Origin of the sequence: Streptomyces sp. NRRL F-2580 (genome assembly GCF_000720115.1) — a bacterium.
In the GTDB taxonomy this organism is placed as follows: Bacteria; Actinomycetota; Actinomycetes; order Streptomycetales; family Streptomycetaceae; genus Streptomyces.
Genome location: NZ_JOIR01000004.1, coordinates 178,716 through 201,692, shown reverse-complemented (window position 1 = coordinate 201,692; position 22,977 = coordinate 178,716). Strand labels below are relative to the sequence as shown.

At 72.1% G+C, this 22,977-nt stretch carries 21 protein-coding genes and 3 tRNA genes; 4 read left to right on the top strand and 20 right to left on the bottom strand.

What is annotated here, in order from left to right; genetic code table 11:
• Window positions 1-79: 79 nt before the first annotated feature.
• Together IF88_RS0105645 and IF88_RS0105640 are read right to left on the bottom strand one after the other, a co-directional pair.
• A complete protein-coding gene (locus tag IF88_RS0105645) occupies window positions 80-964 on the bottom strand; it encodes a DUF2797 domain-containing protein (RefSeq protein WP_030707902.1) in 885 nt (294 codons plus the stop codon).
• Window positions 961-1,395: an Lrp/AsnC family transcriptional regulator gene (locus IF88_RS0105640; RefSeq protein ID WP_030707900.1), complete on the bottom strand. Its 435-nt coding sequence runs from the start codon at window positions 1,393-1,395 to the stop codon at window positions 961-963. Before IF88_RS0105640 ends, IF88_RS0105645 begins: the two co-directional genes overlap by 4 nt.
• Before the next feature lie 107 nt (window positions 1,396-1,502).
• Between IF88_RS0105640 and IF88_RS0105635 the strand changes: the two genes are divergently transcribed.
• A complete protein-coding gene (locus IF88_RS0105635) occupies window positions 1,503-2,414 on the top strand; it encodes an SMP-30/gluconolactonase/LRE family protein (protein WP_030707897.1) in 912 nt (303 codons plus the stop codon).
• A gap of 16 nt (window positions 2,415-2,430) precedes the next feature.
• Here the strand turns inward: IF88_RS0105635 and IF88_RS0105630 are convergent, their stop codons facing one another.
• The 3 genes from IF88_RS0105630 to IF88_RS0105620 all read right to left on the bottom strand — a co-directional run bounded on the left by IF88_RS0105630 (window position 2,431) and on the right by IF88_RS0105620 (window position 3,382).
• Complete coding sequence (locus tag IF88_RS0105630; RefSeq protein ID WP_030707895.1) at window positions 2,431-2,796, bottom strand: PH domain-containing protein; 366 nt, start codon at window positions 2,794-2,796, stop codon at window positions 2,431-2,433.
• A gap of 204 nt (window positions 2,797-3,000) precedes the next feature.
• A tRNA-Arg gene (locus IF88_RS0105625) sits at window positions 3,001-3,073 on the bottom strand.
• A 218-nt stretch (window positions 3,074-3,291) separates the two neighbouring features.
• Window positions 3,292-3,382 (bottom strand) — tRNA-Ser (locus tag IF88_RS0105620).
• Window positions 3,383-3,569: 187 nt separating this feature from the next.
• Here IF88_RS0105620 and IF88_RS0105615 point away from each other — a divergent pair.
• The 3 genes from IF88_RS0105615 (at window position 3,570) to IF88_RS0105605 (ending at window position 8,132) form a co-directional block, all read left to right on the top strand.
• On the top strand, window positions 3,570-4,007 hold the full coding sequence (locus IF88_RS0105615; protein WP_030707893.1) for an SSI family serine proteinase inhibitor: 438 nt from the start codon (window positions 3,570-3,572) through the stop codon (window positions 4,005-4,007).
• 119 nt (window positions 4,008-4,126) lie between these two features.
• A complete protein-coding gene (locus IF88_RS0105610; RefSeq protein WP_030707891.1) occupies window positions 4,127-7,543 on the top strand; it encodes a PAS domain-containing protein in 3,417 nt (1,138 codons plus the stop codon).
• 13 nt (window positions 7,544-7,556) lie between these two features.
• Window positions 7,557-8,132, top strand: coding sequence for an antibiotic biosynthesis monooxygenase (locus IF88_RS0105605; RefSeq protein WP_030707889.1), 576 nt, complete (start codon window positions 7,557-7,559; stop codon window positions 8,130-8,132).
• Window positions 8,133-8,148: 16 nt separating this feature from the next.
• Here IF88_RS0105605 and IF88_RS0105600 read toward each other — a convergent pair whose 3' ends face one another.
• The 15 genes from IF88_RS0105600 to IF88_RS0105530 form a co-directional block, all read right to left on the bottom strand.
• Complete coding sequence (locus tag IF88_RS0105600) at window positions 8,149-9,798, bottom strand: long-chain fatty acid--CoA ligase (protein WP_030707887.1); 1,650 nt, start codon at window positions 9,796-9,798, stop codon at window positions 8,149-8,151.
• A gap of 152 nt (window positions 9,799-9,950) precedes the next feature.
• On the bottom strand, window positions 9,951-10,484 hold the full coding sequence (locus IF88_RS0105595) for a SigE family RNA polymerase sigma factor (protein WP_030707885.1): 534 nt from the start codon (window positions 10,482-10,484) through the stop codon (window positions 9,951-9,953).
• Between the two features lie 134 nt (window positions 10,485-10,618).
• Complete coding sequence (locus tag IF88_RS0105590; RefSeq protein ID WP_030707884.1) at window positions 10,619-11,785, bottom strand: lipid-transfer protein; 1,167 nt, start codon at window positions 11,783-11,785, stop codon at window positions 10,619-10,621.
• A complete protein-coding gene (locus IF88_RS0105585) occupies window positions 11,782-12,165 on the bottom strand; it encodes a MaoC family dehydratase (protein ID WP_030707882.1) in 384 nt (127 codons plus the stop codon). The genes IF88_RS0105590 and IF88_RS0105585 overlap by 4 nt, the downstream gene beginning before the upstream one ends.
• Entirely contained in the window at window positions 12,162-13,205 is a 1,044-nt protein-coding gene (locus IF88_RS0105580; protein ID WP_030707880.1) for an acyl-CoA dehydrogenase family protein, read from the bottom strand. The genes IF88_RS0105585 and IF88_RS0105580 overlap by 4 nt, the downstream gene beginning before the upstream one ends.
• Window positions 13,205-14,137 carry a bifunctional MaoC family dehydratase N-terminal/OB-fold nucleic acid binding domain-containing protein gene (locus IF88_RS0105575; protein WP_030707878.1) on the bottom strand — a complete coding sequence of 311 codons (933 nt, stop codon included), beginning with the start codon at window positions 14,135-14,137 and terminating at the stop codon, window positions 13,205-13,207. Before IF88_RS0105575 ends, IF88_RS0105580 begins: the two co-directional genes overlap by 1 nt.
• Window positions 14,138-14,244: 107 nt before the next feature.
• Complete coding sequence (locus IF88_RS0105570; protein ID WP_030707876.1) at window positions 14,245-15,402, bottom strand: acyl-CoA dehydrogenase family protein; 1,158 nt, start codon at window positions 15,400-15,402, stop codon at window positions 14,245-14,247.
• A gap of 212 nt (window positions 15,403-15,614) precedes the next feature.
• Window positions 15,615-15,986, bottom strand: coding sequence for a hypothetical protein (locus IF88_RS0105565; protein WP_420710912.1), 372 nt, complete (start codon window positions 15,984-15,986; stop codon window positions 15,615-15,617).
• Window positions 15,987-16,171: 185 nt separating this feature from the next.
• Window positions 16,172-16,597, bottom strand: coding sequence for a DUF6344 domain-containing protein (locus IF88_RS0105560; RefSeq protein ID WP_030707872.1), 426 nt, complete (start codon window positions 16,595-16,597; stop codon window positions 16,172-16,174).
• Between the two features lie 549 nt (window positions 16,598-17,146).
• Window positions 17,147-17,231, bottom strand: a tRNA-Ser gene (locus IF88_RS0105555).
• A 149-nt stretch (window positions 17,232-17,380) separates the two neighbouring features.
• Window positions 17,381-18,328, bottom strand: coding sequence for a trypsin-like serine peptidase (locus tag IF88_RS0105550; protein ID WP_030707870.1), 948 nt, complete (start codon window positions 18,326-18,328; stop codon window positions 17,381-17,383).
• A gap of 217 nt (window positions 18,329-18,545) precedes the next feature.
• Window positions 18,546-19,592, bottom strand: a complete 1,047-nt coding sequence (locus tag IF88_RS0105545) for a putative sulfate exporter family transporter (RefSeq protein WP_030707868.1) — start codon at window positions 19,590-19,592, stop codon at window positions 18,546-18,548.
• Window positions 19,592-20,140, bottom strand: a complete 549-nt coding sequence (locus IF88_RS0105540) for a cysteine dioxygenase family protein (RefSeq protein WP_030707866.1) — start codon at window positions 20,138-20,140, stop codon at window positions 19,592-19,594. Before IF88_RS0105540 ends, IF88_RS0105545 begins: the two co-directional genes overlap by 1 nt.
• 79 nt (window positions 20,141-20,219) lie before the next feature.
• A complete protein-coding gene (locus tag IF88_RS0105535; RefSeq protein ID WP_030707864.1) occupies window positions 20,220-21,125 on the bottom strand; it encodes a LysR family transcriptional regulator in 906 nt (301 codons plus the stop codon).
• Between the two features lie 90 nt (window positions 21,126-21,215).
• On the bottom strand, window positions 21,216-22,763 hold the full coding sequence (locus IF88_RS0105530; RefSeq protein ID WP_030707862.1) for a S1C family serine protease: 1,548 nt from the start codon (window positions 22,761-22,763) through the stop codon (window positions 21,216-21,218).
• Between the last annotated feature and the right edge of the window lie 214 nt (window positions 22,764-22,977).

Here is a 22,977-nt window from a genome sequence, read left to right as displayed (position 1 = left end):
AAAGGGATCCAAGTTTTGACCTTGGCCGACCGCGCCTGACCGGGTCTGACCGGGGCCGGACCCGGTAGGGCGGTACGCCTCAGAACAGCCCGTCCTGCTCGGCGGGCGCGCCGGCGGCCGACGGGATCTCCGCCACCGGGACGGATGTCACCGCCCCGTCCCCCGGGGCGGTGAGCTCCCAGCCGGCCAGCAGCCGGGTGTCCACGACGAGCCCGTCCTCAAGGTGCAGATCGGGACCGGCCGCGCCCACCAGCCGCCCCACGACGGCCCCGCCGGGAACCATCTCGGTGAGCACCCGCGCGGTCGCCGGCAACCCGTCCAGCCCGAACGCCCCGGCATGGTCGACGACTTCGCACCCCACCCGCTCCAGCGACTCCGGCCACCCGGGCAGCGCCGCCGCCCGCGCGTGCAGCTCGGCCACCTCCCGCGCCCGGTCCGGCCCCGGCGGCAGCTGGGCCCGTACGGCGCGCTTGCGGGCGTACGCGATCCGGTCCGGCACCCCGAGCGCCGCCCGCAGCAGCTCCTCGGTGCGCCGGGTCGCCATCAAAGGCCCGCGGCCCAGCCAGGCCCACGCCACCGCGCCCTGCTCCAGCAGCCGGGCGGAGCCGCGCTCCTCGGCGGTGATCCCCACCTTGACCATGCCGGGCCCGAACCAGGCCAGGTAGACCCGGTAGGTGCGCGGATCGGCGGCGTTGGTGTCGGCCGCCACCGAGAACGACCTGTCCAGGCGCGCGCATTCGGGGCACTGCGCGTTCCCGGCACGGCCGGGCACGAGGGCCGCGGTCGGACAGGGCGTCCGCCTTCCGGCCCGCCACACACCGAGGCAGTGCCGCTCCCCGCTCGCCGCGAAGGCCAGTCGCTGCCCGTACGCCGGCACGCTCGTCCGCTCGCCGCGCCCCTCGCCGTACCACCCGATGGCCGGTCGGCCGTCCTTCCACCGGATCCCGGTGCACCACCAGGTCACAGCGGGAGCGGCCGTTCGAAGAAGGTGTCCAGCACGACCGTGGCGTGCGTGCCGCTGACTCCCTCGATGGCGTAGAGGCGACGCAGGACGTCCTGCAGCTGCTCGGTCGAGGCCGTGCGCACCTTGACCAGCACGGAGGAACTGCCCGCGATGATGTGCGCCTCCTGGATCTCGGGGATCGCGGCGAAGTCGGCGCCGGACTCTCCCATCCAGGCGTTGGAGTCGACCATCACGTAGGCGAGGACCCCACTGCCGACGGCCGCCGGGTCGACGTCGACGGTGGTACGCCGGATCACCCCGCGCTCCCGCAGTTTGCGTACGCGCTCGTGGGTGGCCCCGGCCGAGAGGCCGACGGCCGTGCCGAGAGCGGCGTAGGACTGGCCGGCGTCCTGCTGCAGGCGCAGGACGAGCGCACGGTCGATGTCGTCCACGCAATCTTCCTCTCTTGGGCCTGTCGACCCTTGCAAAGACGGTACCTGATCCTGCAATCTCACCATCAGGCCGAACGAAATTCGGTAGAACTGTCTCAGGGGGAATCATGTCTGCCATTGCCGACCTCACCTTGTACGAGATCCTGGACGAGCGCTTTCGGACCGGCCGCTGCGCCAACGGCGACGCCCGGCTGGAGCGGCTCTACGACGACTGCCGCTGGGCGGAGGGCCCGCTGTACCTCCCTGCCTGGCGGCAGCTGGTGTGGAGCGACATCCCCAACGACCGCATGCTCCGCTGGGACGAGGAGAGCGGCGCGGTCTCGGTCTTCCGCTCCGGGGCCGGCCACTCCAACGGCAACACCCTGGACCGCGAAGGCCGTCTGATCACCTGTGAGCAGGGCAACCGGCGCGTCACCCGCACCGAGCCGGACGGCAGCATCACCGTCATCGCCGACCGCTTCGACGGCAAGCGGCTCAACAGCCCGAACGACGCGGTGGTCCGCTCGGACGGCTCCGTCTGGTTCTCCGACCCGGACTTCGGCATCACCAGCGACTACGAGGGCCACCGCGCCCCCAGCGAGATCGGCGCCTGCAACCTCTACCGGGCCGACCCCTCGACCGGCGAGGTCCGCATGGTCGCCGACGGCTTCCTCGGCCCCAACGGCCTCGTCTTCTCCCCCGACGAGAGCGAGCTGTACGCCGCGGATACCCGCGCAGGCCACATCCGCGCCTTCAAGGTCACCGACGACGGCGCCCTCACCGACGACCGGGTCTTCACCGCCTGCCCCCGGGTCGACAACATCCGCTTCGACGACGAGGGCCGGCTGTGGGCGGCCGCGATGGAGAACGGCGTCCAGTGTCACGCCCCGGACGGCACCCTCATCGGCCGCGTCCGCATCCCCGAGCCGGTCTCGAACATCACCTTCGGCGGCGCCAAGAACAACCGCCTCTTCATCACCGCCACCACCTCCCTCTACTCCCTGGTGATGTCGGTGACCGGCCTCCCCCGGGTCCTCTAGCTCCCGCCGGCTCCCGCTACCGGGCGACGAACTGCGTCAGGATCGCCTGCACCTCGTAGATGTCGACACCCTTGGTGAAGGTCTTCTCGATCGGCGCCGAGCTCCCGGATATCCAGATCTTGAGCTCGGCGTCGAGATCGAAGTGCCCGGCGGTCTCCACGGAGAAGTGGGTGATGCTCCGGTAGGGGACGGAGTGGTACTCCACCTTCTTGCCCGTGAGCCCCTGCTTGTCGACGAGCACCAGCCGCCTGTCGGTGAACAGGATCGTGTCCCGGATCAACAGGAAGGCGGCGTGCACCTGCTCCCCCTGCCCCAGCAGTCGCGCGTAGTCCCGCTGCGCCGACACGGGGTCGACGGTGTGCGCATTCCCGAACAGTCCCATGAGTGCCCCCGTTTTCCAGCTTCGGACGATCTTCGAAAACCGTACCGAGGCCGGCGGGTAGTCGGCGTCACCCGCCAGAGCCATCCCACCCCTGACTACCTCCGGGGGACCCCCTCCCCATCAAGGAGGAGACACCCCCGACAGGACATGCGCAGGACATACGACGAAGACCCCGGGATTTCTCCCGGGGTCTTCGTCTTGCTGTGCACTCGGCAGGATTCGAACCTGCAACCTTCTGATCCGTAGTCAGATGCTCTATCCGTTAAGCTACGAGTGCTTGGGCTTCTCGGGGTTTTGCGCCCCGTTGGCCTTGCGAGAACAACAATACATGGACCTCGCCGGGACGCGAAATCCATTAGCCAAACCCATGCTGACCTGCGGAAACGCCCCGGACGAAGATCGTCCGGATGGGTTCGCACAGAGGTCGGAGCGGAGCGGATTACCCCGGAACGCATCGAAGCCCCGGTCCGTCAGGACCGGGGCTTCGATGAGGTGCGGAGGCGGAGGGATTTGAACCCTCGATGGGGGGTAAGCCCCAAACCGCATTAGCAGTGCGGCGCCATAGACCGGACTAGGCGACGCCTCCAGCACACCCCCGCGTACGAGGGTGCGTGCAGATGATGACACAGGCGCAGGGCCCCTCACCAATCCGCTCCCACGGTACTAGGAGGGACGGGCGGAGGGCAAAGCCTTAAAGCGGCCGCGGCACGCAACGTCGGCGGGCCCCCCGTCGTTGGTCAGGCGTACGACGTACGGACGACCTGGAGTGCCCCATGCTGCGTCTCGCCGCCTTCGCCGTCACCTCCGCCCTGGCCGCCGCGGCCGCGGCCGCGGGGCCGCTCCCTCCGCTGCCCGCGCCCCTGGACGGGCTGCTGGCGCCGCCCGACCGCCTCACCATCGCCATGGCCGACACCGGGAACCGCCAGTTGGACCGGGAGTACCGGCTCGAATGCGACCCCGTCGGCGGCGACCACCCACAGGCCGCGGGCGCCTGCGCACGACTGGACCAGCTCGCCAAGGAGGGGAAGGACCCCTTCGCCCCGGTCTCCAGGCGGCAGCTCTGCACCATGCAGCACGGCGGCCCCGCCACCGCCCGCATCACCGGAACCTGGAACGGCCACAGAGTGGACGCGACGTTTCGGCGGACGAACGGATGCGAAATCAGCCGCTGGGACGAGTTGGAACCTCTGCTTCCGAGTGGGCGTTCCTGACCTGGGAGGATGCGCGGAATGTGCGGTATCCACCGCACATCGGCCGCCCCGCCGCGGGCCTGTGGCCTTAGACTCCTCCCGTGACTTGCCGGTAGTTGTGGTCAGGGAGGAAGCTCGTCGTGAGCAGCAGGCCATCCCGAGGCGCTGCTCGCCTCGCAGCAATACTCGACGCTCTTCCGGACGCGCTGTTGCTCGTCAACGCCAACGGCACGGTCGTCAACGCCAATTCGATCGCCCTCGAGGTCATGGAGAGTCCCGGCACGGGACTCGTCGGCCGCGGCGTGCTCGACCTCCTGCCCGAGTTCGACTCCAAGCTGATCCCCGGCTCCATGCGCCGGCCCGGCGAGGACGACGGCGGCCGCGCCAAACCCAAGCGGATGATCGCGCGCCGCACCGACGGCTCCGAGTTCCCCGTCGAGATCACCAGCGCCCATCTCGACGGCCGCGACGCCTACCGCGAGCCGCAACCCTCGTACACCGGTGACGAGCTGCTGATGCTCGTGGTCCGGGACCTCTCGCAGACCGTGGACACCGAGGCCGAGCTGGCCCGCTCCCAGCGGCAGACCGAGATGATCCTGCGCGCCGCCGCCGAGGGCGTCGTGGGCACCGACACCGACGGCCGGGTGGTGCTGGTCAATCCGGCCGCCGCCCAGATCCTCGGCTACCGCGCCACCGACCTCGGCAACCGCGAACTGCACGGCCTGATCCAGCACTCCCGCGCCGACGGCTCGCCGTTCCCCTTCGAGGAGTCCCCGCTCGCCGACACCCTGCGCAGCGGGCGCAAGCACCGCGTACGCGGGCAGGTGCTGTGGAACAAGGCCGGGCAGCCGGTCGCCGTCGACCTGACGACCTCTCCCGTGCGGGACGGGGAACAGCTCGTCGGCGCCGTCATGACCTTCACCGACCGGCGGCCCTACGACGCCCTGGCCGCGCGGCACGCGCAGCTGCTGGCCGTCCTCGGCGACTCGCTGCGCGGCCCGCTGGACGAGCTGCGCGGTGAGCTGGCGACCCTGGCTGCCGACGACGCGGGACAGCTGTGGCCGGAGGCCAACCAGCTGCTGCACCACCTGGCCGCCGGGTACTCGCGGATGACCACGCTGGTGGACAACGTCCTCGGCTTCCAGCGCCTGGACTCCGGCGGCGACCGGCTCGCGAAGAAGAAGGTCCTGATCAACACCGTCGTGACGGCGGGCGTCGACGGGGCGGTCGAACTGATCGGTCCGGGCCGCGTGCAGTTCGCCGTCCACGCGCCGACCATCGAGGCCGAGGTGGACGGCGCCCGGATCGCGACCGCGCTCGCGCACCTCGTCGCGGACGTCGCCGGGGTGGACGCCACCGGCAAGACCGCCCAGGGCAGCGGGTACGGCGACTCGACGATCGTGGTGGCCGCCGCCCAGCGCGGAGACGTCGTACGGATCGAGGTGCGCGGGCCGTACGAGGGCGGGAACCCGGTCCACGAGCCGATCGTGCGGGGGATCGTGACCGCGCACGGAGGCGTGCTGCAGACGGTCGAGGTTCCGGGCGCGCCCGGCGGGGCGTACGTGCTGGAGCTCCCGCTCGGTGCGGGTGCCGGGACGGTCACGCTGCCGGAGCCGGCGGAGGAGCCCCCGGCCGGTCCGACCACGGACGGCGCCGGGACGTCCGGGGGCGCCGCCCCCGGCAAGGTCTCCGGCGGCCGGCGGGGCCGGCGCGGAGTGGACGCCTTCCTGGACGACGAGGCCCCGAGTGCGGCCGCCGCACCGGCCGGCCAGGGCGGAGGCGCGCTGGCGCTGCCCTCCGGACGGCGGCGGGCAGGAGAGGCGGGGCTTCCCGACGCGGGCCCGGAGCTCGCCCAGTCCCCGGTGAATCCGGCCGGACTCGGTACCGGCCGCAGGCGCGGGCGGGCCGGCGACGGCAGCGGCGAGGCCGACGGCACCGGTGGTCCGGGCGGAGTCCGCGGCCCCGGCGGCATCGGAGGCCCGGGCGGTCCCGAAGGCCAGGGCGGCCAAGGCGGATCCGGGCGGCCCGTGCCCCCGCAGGGCACCGCCGTGCCCCCGCAAGGCACCGCCGTGCCCGCGCTCCCGCCCGTACCCGCGGTGCCGCCGGTTCCGCTGACCGAGCATCCCGCCGGGCGGCGTCGGGCGCTGGGTCCGGCCGGTCCGGCGCAGCCCGGCGGCCCCGTTCCGGCGACCGGGCTCGGGCCGACGCCCGCTCCCGCGCGGCCCATCGCCCCCGAGGGCGGCTTCGCGCTGCCCGCCGGCCCGACTCCGGCTCCTTCCGCTCCGCAGACCCCCGCCATGGCCGGCCCGGCCGCCGCTCCCGCCGAAGGCGACGGCGACACCCCGGCCGGGCGCCGCGGCCGCCGCGTGCTGGGCGCGCCCGGCGGCGAACCCGAAGCCCCCGCCGCGCGGCCCGCCGAGTCCGCCGAGAATCCGACCGGGCGGCGCCGAGCGCTGCCCGGCACCCCGGCCTGGCCGGTTCCGGCGGCCCGTACCGGTTCCGAGGACGACGAGCCCTCCGGCCCGGCCGCCGTGCCCGGAGCGCGTCGGCCGCAGGACACCCGGGCGGAGGGTCAGGCCGCGCAGCCGATCAGCGTGCGCGCCCTCGGCACCCTCGGGCAGGGCATCTCCGTGGACCCCAACGCCACCGGGACCGGCGCCGGCTCCGGATCCGGCCGCCGTCGCCGGCTCGCCGAGCCCGCCCCGCAGGGCCGGGCGTTCGCCATAGGAGCCCCCGAGGCGGGCTCCGACGAGGGTCCCGAGCCGCTCGACGGCCCGGGCGGCGCCGTCGAGGTGGTCAACCGGCCCGTACCCCGGCCCATGGACGACGAGCTCCCGCCGGAGCCCCTGGACAACCCGCGCCGGCTCCTGGTGTGGCCCGCGCCCGATGTGCAGACGCAGCAGGCGCTCAGCGACCGCGGCTACCGCCCGGTGATCGTGCACTCCCGCGAGGAGGTGGACGCGCAGATCGCCGCGTTCCCCGCCGCGCTGTTCGTCGACCCGCTGACCGGTCCGATCACCCGGACCGCCCTGCAGTCGCTGCGCCAGGCCGCGGTCGCCGCCGAGGTACCCGTACTGGTCACGGCCGGGCTGGGGCACGCCACGCGCGAAGCGGCGTACGGCGCCGATCCGGCCGTCCTGCTCAAGGCACTGGCACCGCGCGACAGCGAACAGCACCCCTCGCGGGTCCTGCTGATCGAGGAGCACGACGAGATCGCGACCGCGCTGACCGCGGCCCTGGAACGGCGCGGCATGCAGGTCGCCCGGGCGGGCGCCGACACCGATGCCGTGGAGCTGGCGACCCGGATGCGGCCCAACCTGGTGGTCATGGACCTGATGCAGGTGCGCCGCCGCCGGGCCGGGATCGTGGACTGGCTGCGCGCCAACGGGCAGCTGAACCGGACCCCGCTGGTCGTCTACACGACGATGGGCATCGATCCGGCGGACCTGCCGCGGCTGGCCTCCGGCGAGAGCGTGCTCTTCCTCGCCGAGCGGGCCACCACGGCGGACGTACAGGGCCGCATCGTGGACCTGCTGGCCAAGATCGGCACCAACTAGTAATCCTGGCCCGATGGCCATCACCAACACGAGCGAGCACACCGTCCCCGCCGACAACGGGGAGGTGAACCTGCTCATCGCGCGCCAGGTGGACGCGGGGCACGAGGAGACCTTCGAGGCCTGGGCCCACGGGATCCTGGAGACGGCCGCCGGCTTCCCGGACCACCTCGGGTACGGGCTCTTCCGCCCGGCGACGGAGGGCGGACCGTGGTTCCTGGTCCACCGCTTCCGCAACCAGGCGGCGTTCCAGCGCTGGCAGGACTCCCCGGAGCGGGCCCAGTGGTTCTCCAACTGCCTCGGCCACCACCACACGGAGATAGCCCGCCGGGAATTGCACGGCATGGAGACGTGGTTCGCCAAGCCGGGTACGACCCGGCCCGCGCCGCCGCGGTGGAAGATGGCGATCAGCTCGGGGCTGGCCATCTTCCCGATCTCGCTCGCCGGCAACGCGGTGCTCGGGCCGTACCTGGTGGATCTGCACTTCGTGCTGCGGACGGCGGCCTTCGCCGTCGTCTTCAGCACCCTGATGACCTACGCGGCCATGCCCGCCGTCAGCAAGCTGCTGCGGCCTTGGCTCACCCGGGGCTAGCCGCCGGCGTCGCGCGTCAGTCGAGCTTGGTGACTTCCAGCGCGCCGTCCGCGTACTGCTGGCGGATCACCTTCTTGTCGAACTTGCCGACACTGGTCTTCGGCACCGCCTCGATGACCGTCCAGCGCTCCGGCAGCTGCCACTTGGCGATGGACCGCGCGAGGAACTCGCGCAGTCCGGTGTAGTTCACGGTCGCGCCCTCCCTGAGGACGACGGTGGCCAGCGGACGCTCGCCCCACTTCTCGTCCGGGACGGCGACGACGGCGGCCTCGGCGACCTCGGGGTGCGCCATCAGCGCGTTCTCCAGCTCCACGCTGGAGATCCACTCACCGCCGGACTTGATGACGTCCTTGGCGCGGTCGGTGAGGGTGAGGAAGCCGTCGGGGCTGATGACGCCGACGTCCCCGGTCTTGAGCCAGCCGTCGTCGCTGAACTTGTCCTCGGGCCGGAAGGGTTCGCCGGACGCCCCGCCGTAGTAGGAGCTCGCGATCCAGTTGCCGCGCACCTCCAGCTCGCCCGCCGACGCTCCGTCCCAGGGCAGGAGGTCGCCGGCGGGACCGACCAGGCGGGCCTCGACGCCCGCGGGGAAGCGGCCCTGGGTGATCCGGTAGGGCCACTCCTCCTCGGCGGTCAGTCCGGCCGGCGGGTGGGCCATCGTGCCCAGCGGGGAAGTCTCGGTCATGCCCCAGGCGTGACAGACGCGGACGCCGATCTTGTCGTACGCCTCCATCAGGGAGGGCGGACAGGCCGAGCCGCCGATGGTGACCTGCTTCATCGAGGTCAGGTCGCGCGGGTTGGCGGTGACCTCGGCCAGCAGACCCTGCCAGATGGTGGGGACGGCCGCGGCGTGCGAGGGCTTCTCCCGCTCGATCATCTCGGCGAGCGGCGCGGGCTGCAGGAAGCGGTCCGGCATCAGCATGTTGACGCCGGTCATGAAGGTGGCGTGCGGCAGCCCCCACGCGTTCACGTGGAACTGCGGGACCACGACGAGGGTGGTGTCCCGATCGGTCAGCCCCATCGACTCGGTCATGTTGACCTGCATGGAGTGCAAGTAGAGCGAACGGTGCGAGAAGACGACGCCCTTGGGGTCCCCGGTGGTCCCGGAGGTGTAGCACATGGCCGCCGCCTGGCGCTCGTCCAGCTCGGGCCAGTCGTAGCTGTCCGGGCGGCCCTCCAGCAACTGCTCGTACTCGTGCACGCGCACGTTCAGGCCGTCGAGCGCGGAGCGGTCGCCGATGCCGGAGACCACCACGTGCTCGATGGTCGGCAGGTGCGGCAGCAGGGGCGCGAGCAGCGGCAGCAGGGTGCCGTTGACCAGCACCACCCGGTCTGCGGCGTGGTTGACGATGAAGACCAGCTGCTCGGGAGGGAGCCGCAGGTTGAGCGTGTGCAGAACGGCGCCCATGGAAGGGATCGCGAAGTACGCCTCGACGTGCTCGGCGTTGTTCCACATGAGCGTTGCGACCCTGTCGTCCTGTTGCACGCCGAGTTCGTCGCGCAGGGCGCTTGCGAGGCGGGTGGCGCGGGTGCCGATCTCGGCGAAGCTGCGGCGGTGCGGCTCAGCCTCCCCGGTCCAGGTCGTGACCTGGGACTTCCCGTGGATCGTCATCCCGTGACGGAGTATGCGGGTGACGAGGAGCGGTACGTCCTGCATGGTGCTGAGCAAAGCGTCCTCCCGATGAGCGCTGCGGCGCTGCGGCGGCTACGGATGCTGCCGATTCTGCGCACATACCGCTCGGCATGTCACTACCCGGGGGTAGAAACCGGGCCGTGTTTCACGTGAAACATCCTCTGGTTTCACGTGAAACATTTCCCGCCTCACCGGACCGGAGCGAGTTCCGGGTCCTCGCGGAGCTTGCCCAACGCGCGGGAGACCGCGCTCTTGACCGTGCCGACCGAGACGCCCAGCAGCTCTGCGGTCTGCACCTCGCTCAGGTCCTCGTAGTAGCGCAGGACGACCATGGCCCGCTGCCGGTCCGGCAGCCGGGTCACGGCGCGCCACATCGCGTCGCGCAGGGCCTGCGCCTCCGCGGGATCGGAGGCCGGCACCTCCTCGGTCTCCGGGAGCTCGTCGCAGACGAACTCGTCGACCTTGCGCTTGCGCCACTGGGAGGTGCGGGTGTTGACCAGGGTCCGCCGGACGTAGCCGTCCAGGGCGCGGTGGTCCTCGATGCGGTCCCAGGCCACGTACGTCTTGGCCAGGGCGGTCTGGAGCAGGTCCTCCGCATCGCACGGGTTGGCGGTGAGGGAGCGCGCGGTGCGCATCAGGACCGTGCCGCGGGTCCGGACGTACGCCGAGAACGACGGGTACGGCGTCGGATTCGAGGCGAGCGTGCACACAGGCGTGGTCATGTCTCCACGCTAGGAGCGCCCGCCCGCCCTGGGATCGGCCGCAGGTGCCGATGGGGGATCCATCTCAGGTTGTAGGAGTAGGGCGGGCCCCACCCCCTGAAGGTGGAGGGGGCGGGGGCCCAGAGGACCGGGCCTCAGCCGTCGGCTCCGAGGATCAGACCCGAGGTCGGCACCCCGGTCCCGGCCGTGACGAGGGCGTGCGCCGCGCCCGCGACCTGGTTGACGGATGTGCCGCGCAGCTGGCGGACGGCCTCGGCGATGCCGTTCATCCCGTGCAGGTACGCCTCGCCGAGCTGGCCGCCGTGGGTGTTGATCGGCAATGCGTCCGCGGCCACGAAATCAGCGGCTTCGCCGGGCCCGCAGAAGCCGAACTCCTCCAGCTGCATCAGCACGAAGGGGGTGAAGTGGTCGTAGAGGATGCCCACGTCGATGTCCGAGGGCCGCAGTCCGCTGGTCCGCCACAGCTGGTGCGCGACCACGTCCATCTCCGGCAGCCCGGTGAGGTCGTCGCGGTAGAAGGAGGTCATGGCTTCCTGGCGGCGTCCGGCTCCCTGTGCGGCCGCGGTGATCACGGCGGGCGCGTGCCGCAGGTCCCGGGCCCGCTCGGCCGTGGTGACGACGAGGGCCTGGCCGCCGTCGGTCTCCTGGCAGCAGTCCAGCAGCCGCAGCGGCTCCACGATCCAGCGCGAGGCGGCGTGGTCGGCGAGGGTGATGGGCTTGCCGTGGAAGTAGGCGGCCGGGTTGTTCGCCGCGTGCCGGCGGTCGGTGACCGCGACGTGCCCGAAGGCCTCGGGGGTGAGGTGGTAGGTGTGCAGGTAGCGCTGGGCGGCCATCGCCACCCAGGAGGCGGGGGTCAGCAGCCCCCAGGGCAGGGACCAGCCGAGGGCCGCCCCCTCCGCCGAGGGCTCGCGCTGCTGGACCCCGGAGCCGAAGCGGCGCCCGGAACGCTCGTTGAAGGCGCGGTAGCAGACCACGACCTCCGCGACCCCGGTGGCGACGGCGAGGGCGGCCTGTTGGACGGTGGCACAGGCCGCGCCGCCGCCGTAGTGGATGCGGGAGAAGAAGGACAGGTCCCCGATGCCGGCCGCCTGGGCGACGGTGATCTCGGGGCTGCTGTCCATCGTGAAGGTGACCATGCCGTCGACGTCGGCGGGGGTGAGCCCGGCGTCGTCGAGGGCGGCGTGCACGGCCTCGACGGCCAGCTTGAGCTCGCTGCGGCCGGAGTCCTTGGAGAACTCGGTCGCGCCGATGCCGGCGATGGCGGCCCGGCCGCCGAGCTCGTCCCGGGTGCGGACGCTCATGCCGGCACCGCCGCGGTGACCGTCCCCGACACGTGGTGGCCGATGCCGTTGGCACCGACGACCCGGATCTCGACGGTGTTCCCGGACACGGCGGTGACCGTCCCGGTGAGGGTCATCGTGTCGCCCGGGTAGTTGGGCGCGCCGAGGCGGATGGCCACCTTGCGCAGGACGGCGTGCGGCCCCAGGTGGTCGGTGACGTACCGGCCGATCAGGCCGTTCGTGGTCAGGATGTTCATGAAGATGTCCGGGGAGCCCTTCTCCTGCGCGAGCGCCGCGTCGTGGTGCACGTCCTGGTAGTCGCGGGAGGCGATCGCGCCCGCGACGATCAGCGTGCGGGTGACCGGGATCTCCAGCGGCGGCAGCGTGTCGCCGATGTTCATGCGTGTTCTCCCTCGGCTGTCGAAGCGATCGAAGCTCCCAGTTCGGCCAGCAGCTCGCTGCCGCAGCCCAGGTAGGCGTCCAGCTGGCGCCCCCACAGGAAGTGCCGGTGGACGGGATGGTCCAGGTCGGCGCCCATGCCGCCGTGCAGGTGCTGGCCCGCGTGCACGACCCGCTTGCCCGCCTCCGAGGCCCACCAGGCCGCCGTCAGCGCGTGCTCACGGGCCGGCAGGCCCTGGTCGATGCGCCAGGCCGCCTCGTACGCCGTCACCCGGATCGCCTCGGTGTCCATGTAGGCGTCGGCCGCGCGGAGCATCACCCCCTGGTTGGTGGAGAGCGGCCGGCCGAACTGCTCACGGGTGGAGGTGTGTTCCACCGCCCGGGCGAGCGAGCCCGCGCAGACGCCCGCCTGGAGCCCGGCGAAGGCGGTCCGGGCGGCGGCGAGGGTGTCCTCGTAGGCGCTGTCGCTCCCGATGCGCTCGGCCTCGGCTCCGGTCAGGGTCAGCCGGCCCGCCGACCAGGGGGCGGTGGTCTTTACCGACGCAGTCTTCACTCCGGGCGCGCCGGTCCGTACGAGCCACAGTGCCCGGTCCGCGTCCGGGACCAGTACGTGCGTGGCGTCGCGCAGCCAGGGCACGGCGGGGGCGGTGCCGGTGAGACGGCCATCGGCGGAGGCGCTGATCCGGCCGCGTGCCGGGAAGGCTCCGGTGGCGACGGCCTCGCCCGCGCCGAGGGCGGGCAGCAGCCGGGCCCGCTGTTCGGGGCTGCCGTGCGCGGCCACGGGGAGGATCCCGTACGCGCAGGTGGCGGCGTACGGGACCTGCGCGGTGGTGCGGCCCTGTTCCTCCAGCAGCAGGACCAGCCCCAGCAGGCCGATCTCCTCGACGGCGGCGGTCAGTCCGGCGGTGGTGAGGGCCTTCCACAGTTCGGCGTCGCTGCCGGTGCCGGCGGCGGCGAGGCGTTCGTGGGTGGCGAGATCGGCGAAGATCCGGGCGGCGAGACCGGCCGCGGCGGCCTGTTCCTCGGTGGGGTGGAAGTCCATCAGCCCTCACTCCCGCGGAAAACGGGGAGTTCGAGGTCGTCGTCGACGCGCAGGAACTCCAGCTGGACGGGCAGGCCGATGCGCACCTTGTCGTACGGCACGCCGGTGATGTTGCTGATCATCCGGACGCCCTCGGCGAGCTCGACGAGGGCGACCGCGTAGGGCGGGTCGAATGCCGGGAAGGGCGGGTGGTGCATCACGACGTAGCTGAACACCGTGCCGGCTCCGGAGGCCTCCACGGTGTCCCAGCCGGGGCTCGCGCAGGCGTTGCAGCCGGGCAGCCACGGGAAACGGAGGGCGGCGCAGGAGGTGCAGCGCTGGATCAGCAGCTTGTGGTCCCGGACCCCGTCCCAGAAACCCTGGTTGTCGCGGTTGACCACCGGGCGGGGGCGCCGGGCCTCGGCCTTCTTCTCCCGCTTGGCCGCGGGGGCGTACTTGAGGATCCGGAAGCGGTGGGTGCCGGCCGGTTCCCCGTCCGCCTGGACGTCCATGCGGGTGGTCACGAAGTGGCCGGTGCCCAGCTTGGTCGTCTTGCGGGGCGACACGGACTCGATGACGGCGTCGAAGGTGATCGCGTCACCGGGGCGCAGGGGGCGGAGGTACTCCTGCTCGCAGTCGGTGGCGACCACGGAGGTGAAGCCGGCTCCGTCGAGGAGCTCGAACAGCTCTTCGTAGGCGGAGGAGCGGTCGGAGTGACCGGAGAGACCGCCCATCGTCCAGGCCTGGAGCATGGTGGGCGGAGCGATGGCGTCCGGCCCGGTGTAGGCGGGGTTGGCGTCGCCCATCGCCTCGCACCAGTGGCGGATCATGGGTTCGTTGACCGCGTCCTTGCCCCGGCCCGCGATGGCGGCCGGCTGTCCCTCGAAGGCCGCCAGCAGTGCGTGGAACCGGGCTGCCTCCTCGGCCGTGCCGGTTCCGGCATCGGTACCCATGGCGGTGGCGGCTCCCGTGCCCGTGGCGGCTCCCGTGCCCGTGGCGGCTCCGGTGCCCGTGGCGGTTCCCGTGCCGGTGCCGGCTCCCGTGCCCGTGGCGTCCGCGGTCATCGCTTCCTCCCCTTCATGCCGAGCCGCATCATGGCGACGATCTCCCGCTGGACCTCGCTGACCCCGCCGCCGAAGGTGTTGATCTGGGCGGCCCGGTTCATCCGCTCCAGCTCCCCGCCCGCGAAGACGCCGGGCCCCGGCCCGCGGATCAGGGCCTCCTCGCCCACCACCTCCTGGCACATCCGGTACACCTCGACGGTGGACTCGGTGCCGAGGAACTTCACACCGCTGGCATCGCCGGGGGCCAGGCTGCCGCCGCCCACGTCTTGGACGAGGCGCCAGTTGAGGAGGCGTACGGCGGCCAGTCGCGCATGGGCCTCGGCCAGGCGGGCCTGCACCCAGGGCAGGTCGGCGGGCCGCTCGCCGGTGACCGGGTCGGGGGTGCGGGCACGGCTGAGGGCGTACCCGTAGAAGTCCTCCGCCTGCATGCCGATGGCGGCGAGGGCCACGCGCTCGTGGTTGAGCTGGTTGGTGATCAGGCCCCAGCCGCCGTGCTCGGGGCCGACGAGGTTGCCGACGGGCACGCGGACGGAGTCGTAGTACGTCGCGGTGGTCGTGAGGCCGCCGACGGTCTCGATCGGGGTCCACGAGAAGCCGGGGTCGTCGGTGGGCACCAGGATGATCGAGATGCCCTTGTGTTTGGGGGCCTCGGGGTCGGTGCGGCAGGCGAGCCAGATCCAGTCCGCGTTCTGGGCGTTGGACGTGAAGATCTTCTGCCCGTCGATCAGCCAGTCCGCCCCGTCGCGGACCGCGCGGGTGCGCAGGGAGGCGAGGTCGGTGCCGGCCTCGGGTTCGGAGTAGCCGATGGCGAAGACGAGGTCGCCGGCGAGGATCCGGGGCAGGAAGTAGTCCTTCTGCTCCTGCGTCCCGTACTTCATCAGGGTCGGGCCGACGGTGTTGAGCGTGACCATGGAGACGGGGGCGCCGGCCCGGTAGGCCTCGTCGAAGAAGACGAACTGCTCGTCGGCGCCGCGGCCCTGGCCGCCGTACTCGACGGGCCAGCCGAGGCCGAGCAGCCCGTCGGCACCGATGCGGCGCAGCAGTTCGCGCTGGCGGGCCGGATCTTCGGGGACTCCGTCCAGCAGCAGGTCCTGGAAGTACTCCCGCAGTTCGGCGCGGAGCCGCAACTGGCCTTCGGTCGGGGCGAGGTGCACGGCGCTGGCCTCCCGGCATCACATCATCGAGGAGACCTGACTGTCCGTCAGATTCACCCGTGGTGTCAAGGTCGGGAGAGGAGGCGGGGCGGAGGGATTCTCCTCTCCTCGGGCCGCGGCGGTGGGGCATGCGCGATGGCGCCTGCGCTACCGGACCCCAGCCGGTCCGGTCGCACAGACGCCCTCAAGAATCGGAGCGGCTCAGCCCGCAGCTACCACCAGGGGTGGAAGTTGACCCCCACGTTCGAGTCGGCCTGGTGGATTGCCGTGAAGGCCGAGCCCTTGACCTGCGCGGTGTTGTTCTGGTTGGAGGCACCGGAACCGGTGGCCACCTGCTGCGAGGTGGACGAGTTGCCGGCGTTGTGCCCACCCACGCCGCTGCCGATGATGCTGGCGACGCTCGCATTCGATCCGTCGTTCGCGAAGGAGCCGTTGTCGGCCGATGCCACCCCGCCGAAGAGTGCGACGGCGAGGGGGAGAGCGGCGACGACGCGGGCGGTATCGGCCGGTCCCGGACATGCCGAAAAGGGCCGCGCCGTCCGGGAACCCCACCGTCTCCCGGGCCTGCGGCCCTGCAATGCCAAGCTTCACGCCCCCTGCGCCCCCGGCGCACGCCGGGGCGATCCATCCGTGCCCCGCTCCGGGGGCACCACGCGGCGCGATCCACGGTCGCGACCGACCGGGCTCCAGCGCCGTACGACTACGACTGCGGGTTACGACTAGAGATGCGACTACGGGTACGTCTGCGACTGCGGCTGCGGCTGCGGGGTCAGGCGGCCAGCGCGAGCGCTCCTCGGGCGGTGGCCACGGGGACTCCCACTGCGGCTCCGACGCGTGCTCCGACAGGGGGTGCGACCGAGGTCAGGAGCGGCGCGGCGGTTTCCTGTCCGGCACCCATGGCGGCGGCGGTGGTCGAGCGACGGACGGAAGGGGTCTTGCCGTGGGCCTCGGCGCGAATCCGCTGCTTGATGGTCGGCGGCAGCGAACCGCCCCGCATCACCGCCCGCCAGGTCCGCCGGGCCGCGGCGGCCGGCCGTGCGACGGAGAGGGCGGCCTCGGCGGCCGGGGCCGGGAAGTCGCCGGCCGGGGCGGCGGCCAGAGCCGCCTTCCCCCCGAGGCCGAGGGAGGAGAGGAAGGCAACGAGGGCGGTGATGAGGGAGGTCCAGATTGACGTGAGGACGCTTCGGTGAGCCATGACGGGGTGCCTCGATTCGCGATGTTCCGACGGGCGGATCTGCATACATTCGTCATGATGTGTCCGCAACCGCACCGCCCCCACCTTCCGCGCCGATGTTCCGACAAACACCACCCGGAAAGGCGTATGAACGCGAAACCAGACCCGGCCGAAGACCCGAGGGCGTCCGCTTGGTCGTCTGGTTCGACGGCTGACCGACCGGGGCGGAGCCCGATGGCCGGCTGCACCCCCATGCCCAAGCCGCGAAGGAGTGCCACCGGATCGGTGGCACCCCGACCCTGACCATTCAGCTCGTCCATCACCCGCCTTGGGCACGCTTTTCTGAGCCAGCCGGTGCCGAGAGCGGACATCCGCAGCACAGGAGAATGCCGTCCCGGCCAGGGGGTACCGAATGTCGCGTCTGCTCCGGCTGGCGGCCTGGCCACAAATTGGCCACACCCCTGGTCAACGGCGTGGCACGGGGATCCGGGGTGAGACGGGCTCGACAAGGAAGGGGCGCCCCTCGGTGAGGGACGCCCCTTGTGACCTGTTACTTCTCTGACCTGCAAGCGGTGGGTGTGGGATTTGAACCCACGGTGACTCGCGCCACGACGGTTTTCAAGACCGTTCCCTTAGGCCGCTCGGGCAACCCACCCTTGCCCCTGCCGACCAGCGGCGGAGCGGGTACAGCGTACCGGCTGGCGGGGCTGCTCGCGGCTGCGTTGATTCACCGTTGCCACTTGCCGGGTGGGGAGCCCTGCTCACCCCAGGTGAGCGAGGCTCTGCCGGGCTCCCCCCACCGCGTCAGGATGCCTGGGCCTTGTCGTAGGCCGCCTTCGCCTCGTTGCCGAAGTAGGGGCCGTGCATCCGGTTCGGCAGGAAGGTGTAGCCGAAGCTGTTCACCGAGACCTGGGTGCCCAGGCCCGTGGCCTCGTTGAAGTCCTGGAACCAGGGGCCGCCGCTGGAGCCGCCCGTCATGTTGCAGGCCAGGCTGTGGTCCCGGGTCAGCAGGAAGTCCTTGCCGCTGTTGCCGCTGCAGTAGACGAGCTTCGTGCCGTCGTACGGGGCGGCCGCGGGGAAGCCGAAGGAGTACATCTTCTTGTTGTAGCCGCCGTTGAAGAGGATGCCCTGGGCGCCCACGGCCTGGCTGAGGGTCTGCCCGTTCAGGGGGGCGACGACGGCCAGGCCGACGTCCATGTTCATGTCCTCGCTCGCCGCCCACTGGTCGGTGGCGAAGGTCTTGGTGGCCGACCACTGGCCGTAGGGCGCGGACCCGTTGTTGTAGGCGGGGACGAAGACCCAGTTCGTGTGCCAGGCGCCCTGGTACTTCACGCAGTGGCCGGCCGTGATGACCGTGCTGCCGTTGGCGCTGGTCACCGAGTCCCCGGAGCAGGAGGCGGTGCGGTCACCCATCGTGAAGAAGACCCGGCCCGAGGTCTTCACGACCGCGCCGCCGCCGGTCCACGCCCCGCCCGCCTGCGGGAAGGCCGTGGGGGACGCGGCAGCCGTCGGCGCGATCCTGGTGGGCGCCGCCCAGCTGGCGACGGCGGTGCTGGCGGTACCCGGGGCCGCCGTCACATCGAGCGGGGTGGCGCTCCGCATCCGCTCGGCGGTCCAGAAGCCGGAGGTGTGCTGCTGCCGGAAGGACGCGGGGGCGTCCGCCGCGACGGAGGGGGTCGCCGCCGTCAGGACGCCCGCGACCAGGGCGCCCGCCGAGAGCAGGACGGATAAGGCCGTGCGATGACGATTCACGCATGACTCCTTCTGCCGTGCCCGGTCCGGTTGAAGCCGGGCAGGGTGGGGGTGAAGAGCGGTCGGTGCGGATCGGCTGTGCCTGGTGCGATGTGCCTGCGGTGCATGGTGCGGCCTTGCCGGGCAGAGTGGCACGGCCGCGCGTCAATGTCAGCGGCCAGTCAGAACGTTCGGTCGGTTCCGGCCAGGAGATGGCCAACTTCCCGCCGTTGTGCCGTCATACGGTGAGCAGCACGCCCGCGTACGAGACGCCGGCCACCACCACCCACGCCCCGAGTCCCAGCGCCGCCGCCCGCCCCCCGGTCCGGGCCAGCGTCGGCAGGTGCACGGCGCTCCCCAGGCCGAACAGGGCCGCCGCCAGCAGTGCCTCCTGCGCGGTGTGCGCCCACTCCAGCGCTACGTCGGGCACCGCGCCGGTGGCGCGCAGCGCGGCCGCGGCCAAGAAACCGGCCACGAACAGCGGAACCGGGGCCGGGCGGCGGCCCGAGGCCGTGCGCACCCCGCGCCGCCGGGCCCGTACGGAGAAGGCCACGGCCGCCACCAGCGGGGCGAGCAGGGCCACCCGCATGAGCTTGACCAGCACCGCCTCGCCCAGAGCGTCCGGGCCCGCGGTCTGCGCGGTCGCCACCACCTGGCCGACGTCGTGGACGCCGGCGCCGACCCACCGGCCGAAGGCCGGGTCGGAGAGCCCCAACGGGCCCTGGAGGAGGGGGAGTACCGCGATGGCTAGGGTTCCGCACAGGGTGACCAGGGCCACCGACGCGGCCACGTCCTCCTCGTCACTGCCCGATACCTCGCTCACCGCGCCGATCGCCGAGGCCCCGCAGATCGAGTACCCGGTGGCGATCAGCAAGGGCTGGTCTCCGGGAAGTCCGAGGCGCCGCCCCAGCCAGACGGTTCCGAGGAAGGTGGCCGCGACCACCCCCACCACCATCGCCACCGTGGCCCAGCCCAGCCGGAGCACCTGGTCCAGCCCCAGGCCGAGGCCCAGCAGGACGATGCCGATGCGCATCAGCCGCCGGCCGGCCATGGAGAGGCCAGGGCGCGCGGTTCCCCGTACGAAGGCCCGCAGACCGGGGAAGTGCGCCACGGCGATGCCCAGCACCACCGAGGCGGTCAGCATGGGCACGGCGGGCACGATGCGGTGGATGCACCACGCGGTCAGCGCCCCGGCCGCCGCCATCGCCAACCCGGGCCAGGGAGTGGATGTTTCACGTGAAACATGCCGGACCGCCGCACCGTGCGGGCGGTGGAGGAGGGCCATCAGTCGACGGGGAGTGCGTAGACGCGACGGATGCTGGTACCCAGCCGGGACACGTCGGCGCCGTAGACGTGCACGGATATCGCCTTGGTGTCACAGGAGTTGCGCACCTTGTGGATGTCTCCGGGCGGGGCGAAGCCACAGACCTCGCCCTGGGCGTTGACCACGTCCTCCGTGGCCACCAGGCGGGCCGGGCCGACGCCCGGCGCCAGACGGAAGCGGCGTTCGCTCTCCTCCCCCTGGTGCACCCCCGCCACGCACCACGACACGTGGTCGTGGATACAGGTCTCCTGCCCGGGCAGCCACACCAGGACCACCACCGAGAAGCTGCCGTCCGACTCCGCGTGCAGGATGTGCTGGCGGTACCGCTCCGGGTCGCCTTCCTGCTGCGCCGGCGCCAGCAGATCGGGCGCGCCCAGGTGCGGCGCGAGCCTTTCACCCACCAGGTACGCGGTGAGGTCGGGAGCCAGGCCCCGTTCCACGACCGTGCGGATCTCACTGACGAGGGCGGCCATCCTCGTGGTGGTGCGGGCCGGTGTGGTGGTGGTCATATCGGCAGCGTGCTGCCGTCGTTCCATCACGTCCAACGACAGTTATGACCTGAAATCCCAAGCACCGCTTATGGGTTGATCAGCAGCCGACCCGGTTCGCCGCCACCTGCTTCAGCGCGTCGAGCACCACGGCCGTCGCCGGTATCCGCAGGTGGTCCCGGTAGACGTAAGCGGCGATGTGCCGGCGGGCGGCGGGCTGGAGCGCGCGCCCGCAGACCCGGTTCAGCGAGAGGGAGGGCAGTACGAGCGCGGGCATCATCGCGACCCCCAAGCCCTGTGCCACCAGGCTCTGCACCACCAGGTTGTCGTCGGTGGCGAAGCGGATGTCGGGCACGAAGCCCAGCTCCGCGCACTCGTGCAGCAGATTCGCCCGGCAGCGCGGACAGCCCGCGATCCAGCGTTCCTCGGCGAGGTCGGCCAGGTGCACGGCGCGGCGGCGGGCCAGTGGATGCCCTGTCGGGAGCAGCACCGTCAGCTGGTCCTCCAGCAGCCTGACCTCGGCGACCTCCTCCGGGATCTCCTCGTGCAGGCCGGGATAGGTGAAGGCCAGGGTGATGTCGCACTCCCCGCGCTCCAGCCGCCGCAGCGATTCCGGCGGCTCGCCCTCCAGCAGCTCCACCTGCACGCCCGGATGGTCCTTGGCCAGCCCGCTCAGGGCCTCCGGGACGAGGGTGACGTTGGCGCTGGGGAAGCCGCACAGCCTGACCCGCCCGGTGCGCAGGCGGGCGTACGCCCTCAGCTGCGCCTCGGCGGCGGAGAGGTTGCCGAGGATGGTCTCGGCGTGCCGGGAGAGCGACTCCCCGGCCTCGGTGAGCTGCATCTTGCGGCCCACCCGGGTGAACAGCGGGGTGCCGACGGCGCGCTCGAGCGCCTTCATCTGCTGAGTGATGGCGGGCTGGGTGTACCCCAGTACGCGGGCGGCGGCCGAGTACGACCCGGAGGCGACCACCGCGTGAAAGGTCCGTATGTGCCGAGAATCGAACACCAACGAAGCATAAGCGGACGTTGGAGGGGGCCGTAGGCAGATTCCGCCTACGGCCCCCTCCTCATCGGGCCACCACCGTGGCCTGTGGTGCTACTTGTCGCCGACCCGCGAGCCGAGCGTGATGTCGACCGTGGTCGGCTTGCCGCTGCGCAGGTAGGTCAGCTTCACGGTGTCGCCGGGCTTGTACGTCCAGATCATGCTGATCAGGCTCGGGCCGCTGTCCACCGGCTTGCCGCCGAATTCGGTGATGATGTCGCCCGGCTTCAGACCGGCCTTGCCGGCCGGGCCGTTGGGGTCGACGAGCTCGTTGGCCGCCGCGCCCTGCTCGGAGATCTTGGCACCCTCCGCCTTGGCCTGGAGGTCCACGGAGACCGAGATCACCGGGTAGACCGGCTTGCCCGTCTTGATCAGCGATTCGGCCACGTTCTTCGCCTGGTTGATCGGGATGGCGAAGCCGAGGCCGATGGAACCGGCCTGGCCGCCGCCGAAGCCGCCGTTGCCGGCCGACTGGATCGCGGAGTTGATGCCGATGACCGCGCCACGGCCGTCGAGCAGCGGGCCGCCGGAGTTGCCCGGGTTGATCGAGGCGTCCGTCTGGAGCGCGCTCATGTACGAGTTCTTGCTGCCGCTGCCGTCTCCGGAGGCGACCGGGCGGTTCTTGGCGCTGACGATGCCGGTGGTGACCGTGTTGGACAGGCCGAAGGGGGCGCCGATCGCGATGGTCGAGTCGCCGACCGCGACCTTGTCGGAGTCGCCGAGCGGCAGCGGCTTGAGGCCGGCCGGCGGGTTCTTCAGCTTGAGGACCGCCACGTCGTAGCCCTGGGCGCGGCCCACGACCTCGGCGTCGTACTTCTTGCCGTCGGAGAAGGTCGCGAAGAGCTTGCCGCCGTTCGCGGCGGAGGCCACCACATGGTTGTTGGTGAGGATGTGGCCCTGCTGGTCGTAGACGAACCCGGTACCGGTGCCGCCCTCACCGTCGCCGGCCGAGGCCTCGATGGTGACCACGCTGGGCAGTGCGCCCGCGGCCAGGCCGGCGATGGAGCCGGCCTCGCGCTTGAGGTCCTTGGGGGTGTTGGTCGCGCTGATCGTGGTCGAGCCGGTGCCGTTGTTGCTGCGCTCGGCGGCCCAGTAGCCGACACTGCCGCCGATGCCGCCCGCGAGGAGGGCCGCCACGAGCACGCCCGCGATCAGTCCGCCCTTGCCCTTCGGCTTGGGCGCGGGGGAGCCGTCGGCGGTCAGGGGAGCGCCCCAGGCGCCGCCGTGGCCACCGCTGCCATACGCCGGCACGGTGGGCGGCGGGGGCGGCCAGCCCTCGGCTCCGTGCGCGGCCGGGGCGGGAGCCTGGCCGTAGGCCGGGGCCGCCGGGGCGGGCGGGGCGGGCGGGATCTGCTGGGTGTGCTCCGTGCCCGGCGCGGGCGTCGGCGGCAGCTGCTGGGTCGCCGGCTCGGCGGCCGCGTGGCCGGGCGCCGGAGCGGCCGGGACCGGCGCCACGGGCTGCGCCGCAGCCTGCGGCGCGGCGTCGGCCGACTGCGGAGCGGGCGCGAGTCCGGGCGCCTGCGTCTCGGAGGCCGGAGCAGGGGGTACGGACGGGGCCGCGGGGGGTGTGGGGGCCGCGGTGCCCTCGTTCTCGGTGCTCACAGCGCTCTCTCCTCGTCACACACGGCTTCGAAAAATCTCTGGCGATCGGTCCGACTGAACGTTCGACGTGCCGCACAAGTTCCTGGGCAAAGCCTTTCCCATGACCCGTCAGAGCACTGTAAGCCGGACCTGTGCATCTCTCCCCATTCTTTATATCCGACATTTCGGACGGATCCACAGGATGGACCTCGACGCCGGGGGCCCTGGCGATGGC

Bases quoted from the DNA above. Each gene is read 5' to 3' on its own strand.
- IF88_RS0105540 (WP_030707866.1), bottom strand. From the start codon at position 20,140: ATGACCACCACCACACCGGCCCGCACCACCACGAGGATGGCCGCCCTC.
- IF88_RS0105630 (WP_030707895.1), bottom strand. From the start codon at position 2,796: ATGGGACTGTTCGGGAATGCGCACACCGTCGACCCCGTGTCGGCGCAG.
- IF88_RS0105605 (WP_030707889.1), top strand. From the start codon at position 7,557: ATGGCCATCACCAACACGAGCGAGCACACCGTCCCCGCCGACAACGGG.
- IF88_RS0105615 (WP_030707893.1), top strand. From the start codon at position 3,570: ATGCTGCGTCTCGCCGCCTTCGCCGTCACCTCCGCCCTGGCCGCCGCG.
- IF88_RS0105585 (WP_030707882.1), bottom strand. From the start codon at position 12,165: ATGAACATCGGCGACACGCTGCCGCCGCTGGAGATCCCGGTCACCCGC.
- IF88_RS0105635 (WP_030707897.1), top strand. From the start codon at position 1,503: ATGTCTGCCATTGCCGACCTCACCTTGTACGAGATCCTGGACGAGCGC.
- IF88_RS0105590 (WP_030707884.1), bottom strand. From the start codon at position 11,785: ATGAGCGTCCGCACCCGGGACGAGCTCGGCGGCCGGGCCGCCATCGCC.
- IF88_RS0105575 (WP_030707878.1), bottom strand. From the start codon at position 14,137: ATGGGTACCGATGCCGGAACCGGCACGGCCGAGGAGGCAGCCCGGTTC.
- IF88_RS0105595 (WP_030707885.1), bottom strand. From the start codon at position 10,484: ATGACCACGCCTGTGTGCACGCTCGCCTCGAATCCGACGCCGTACCCG.
- IF88_RS0105545 (WP_030707868.1), bottom strand. From the start codon at position 19,592: ATGGCCCTCCTCCACCGCCCGCACGGTGCGGCGGTCCGGCATGTTTCA.
- IF88_RS0105560 (WP_030707872.1), bottom strand. From the start codon at position 16,597: ATGGCTCACCGAAGCGTCCTCACGTCAATCTGGACCTCCCTCATCACC.
- IF88_RS0105580 (WP_030707880.1), bottom strand. From the start codon at position 13,205: ATGGACTTCCACCCCACCGAGGAACAGGCCGCCGCGGCCGGTCTCGCC.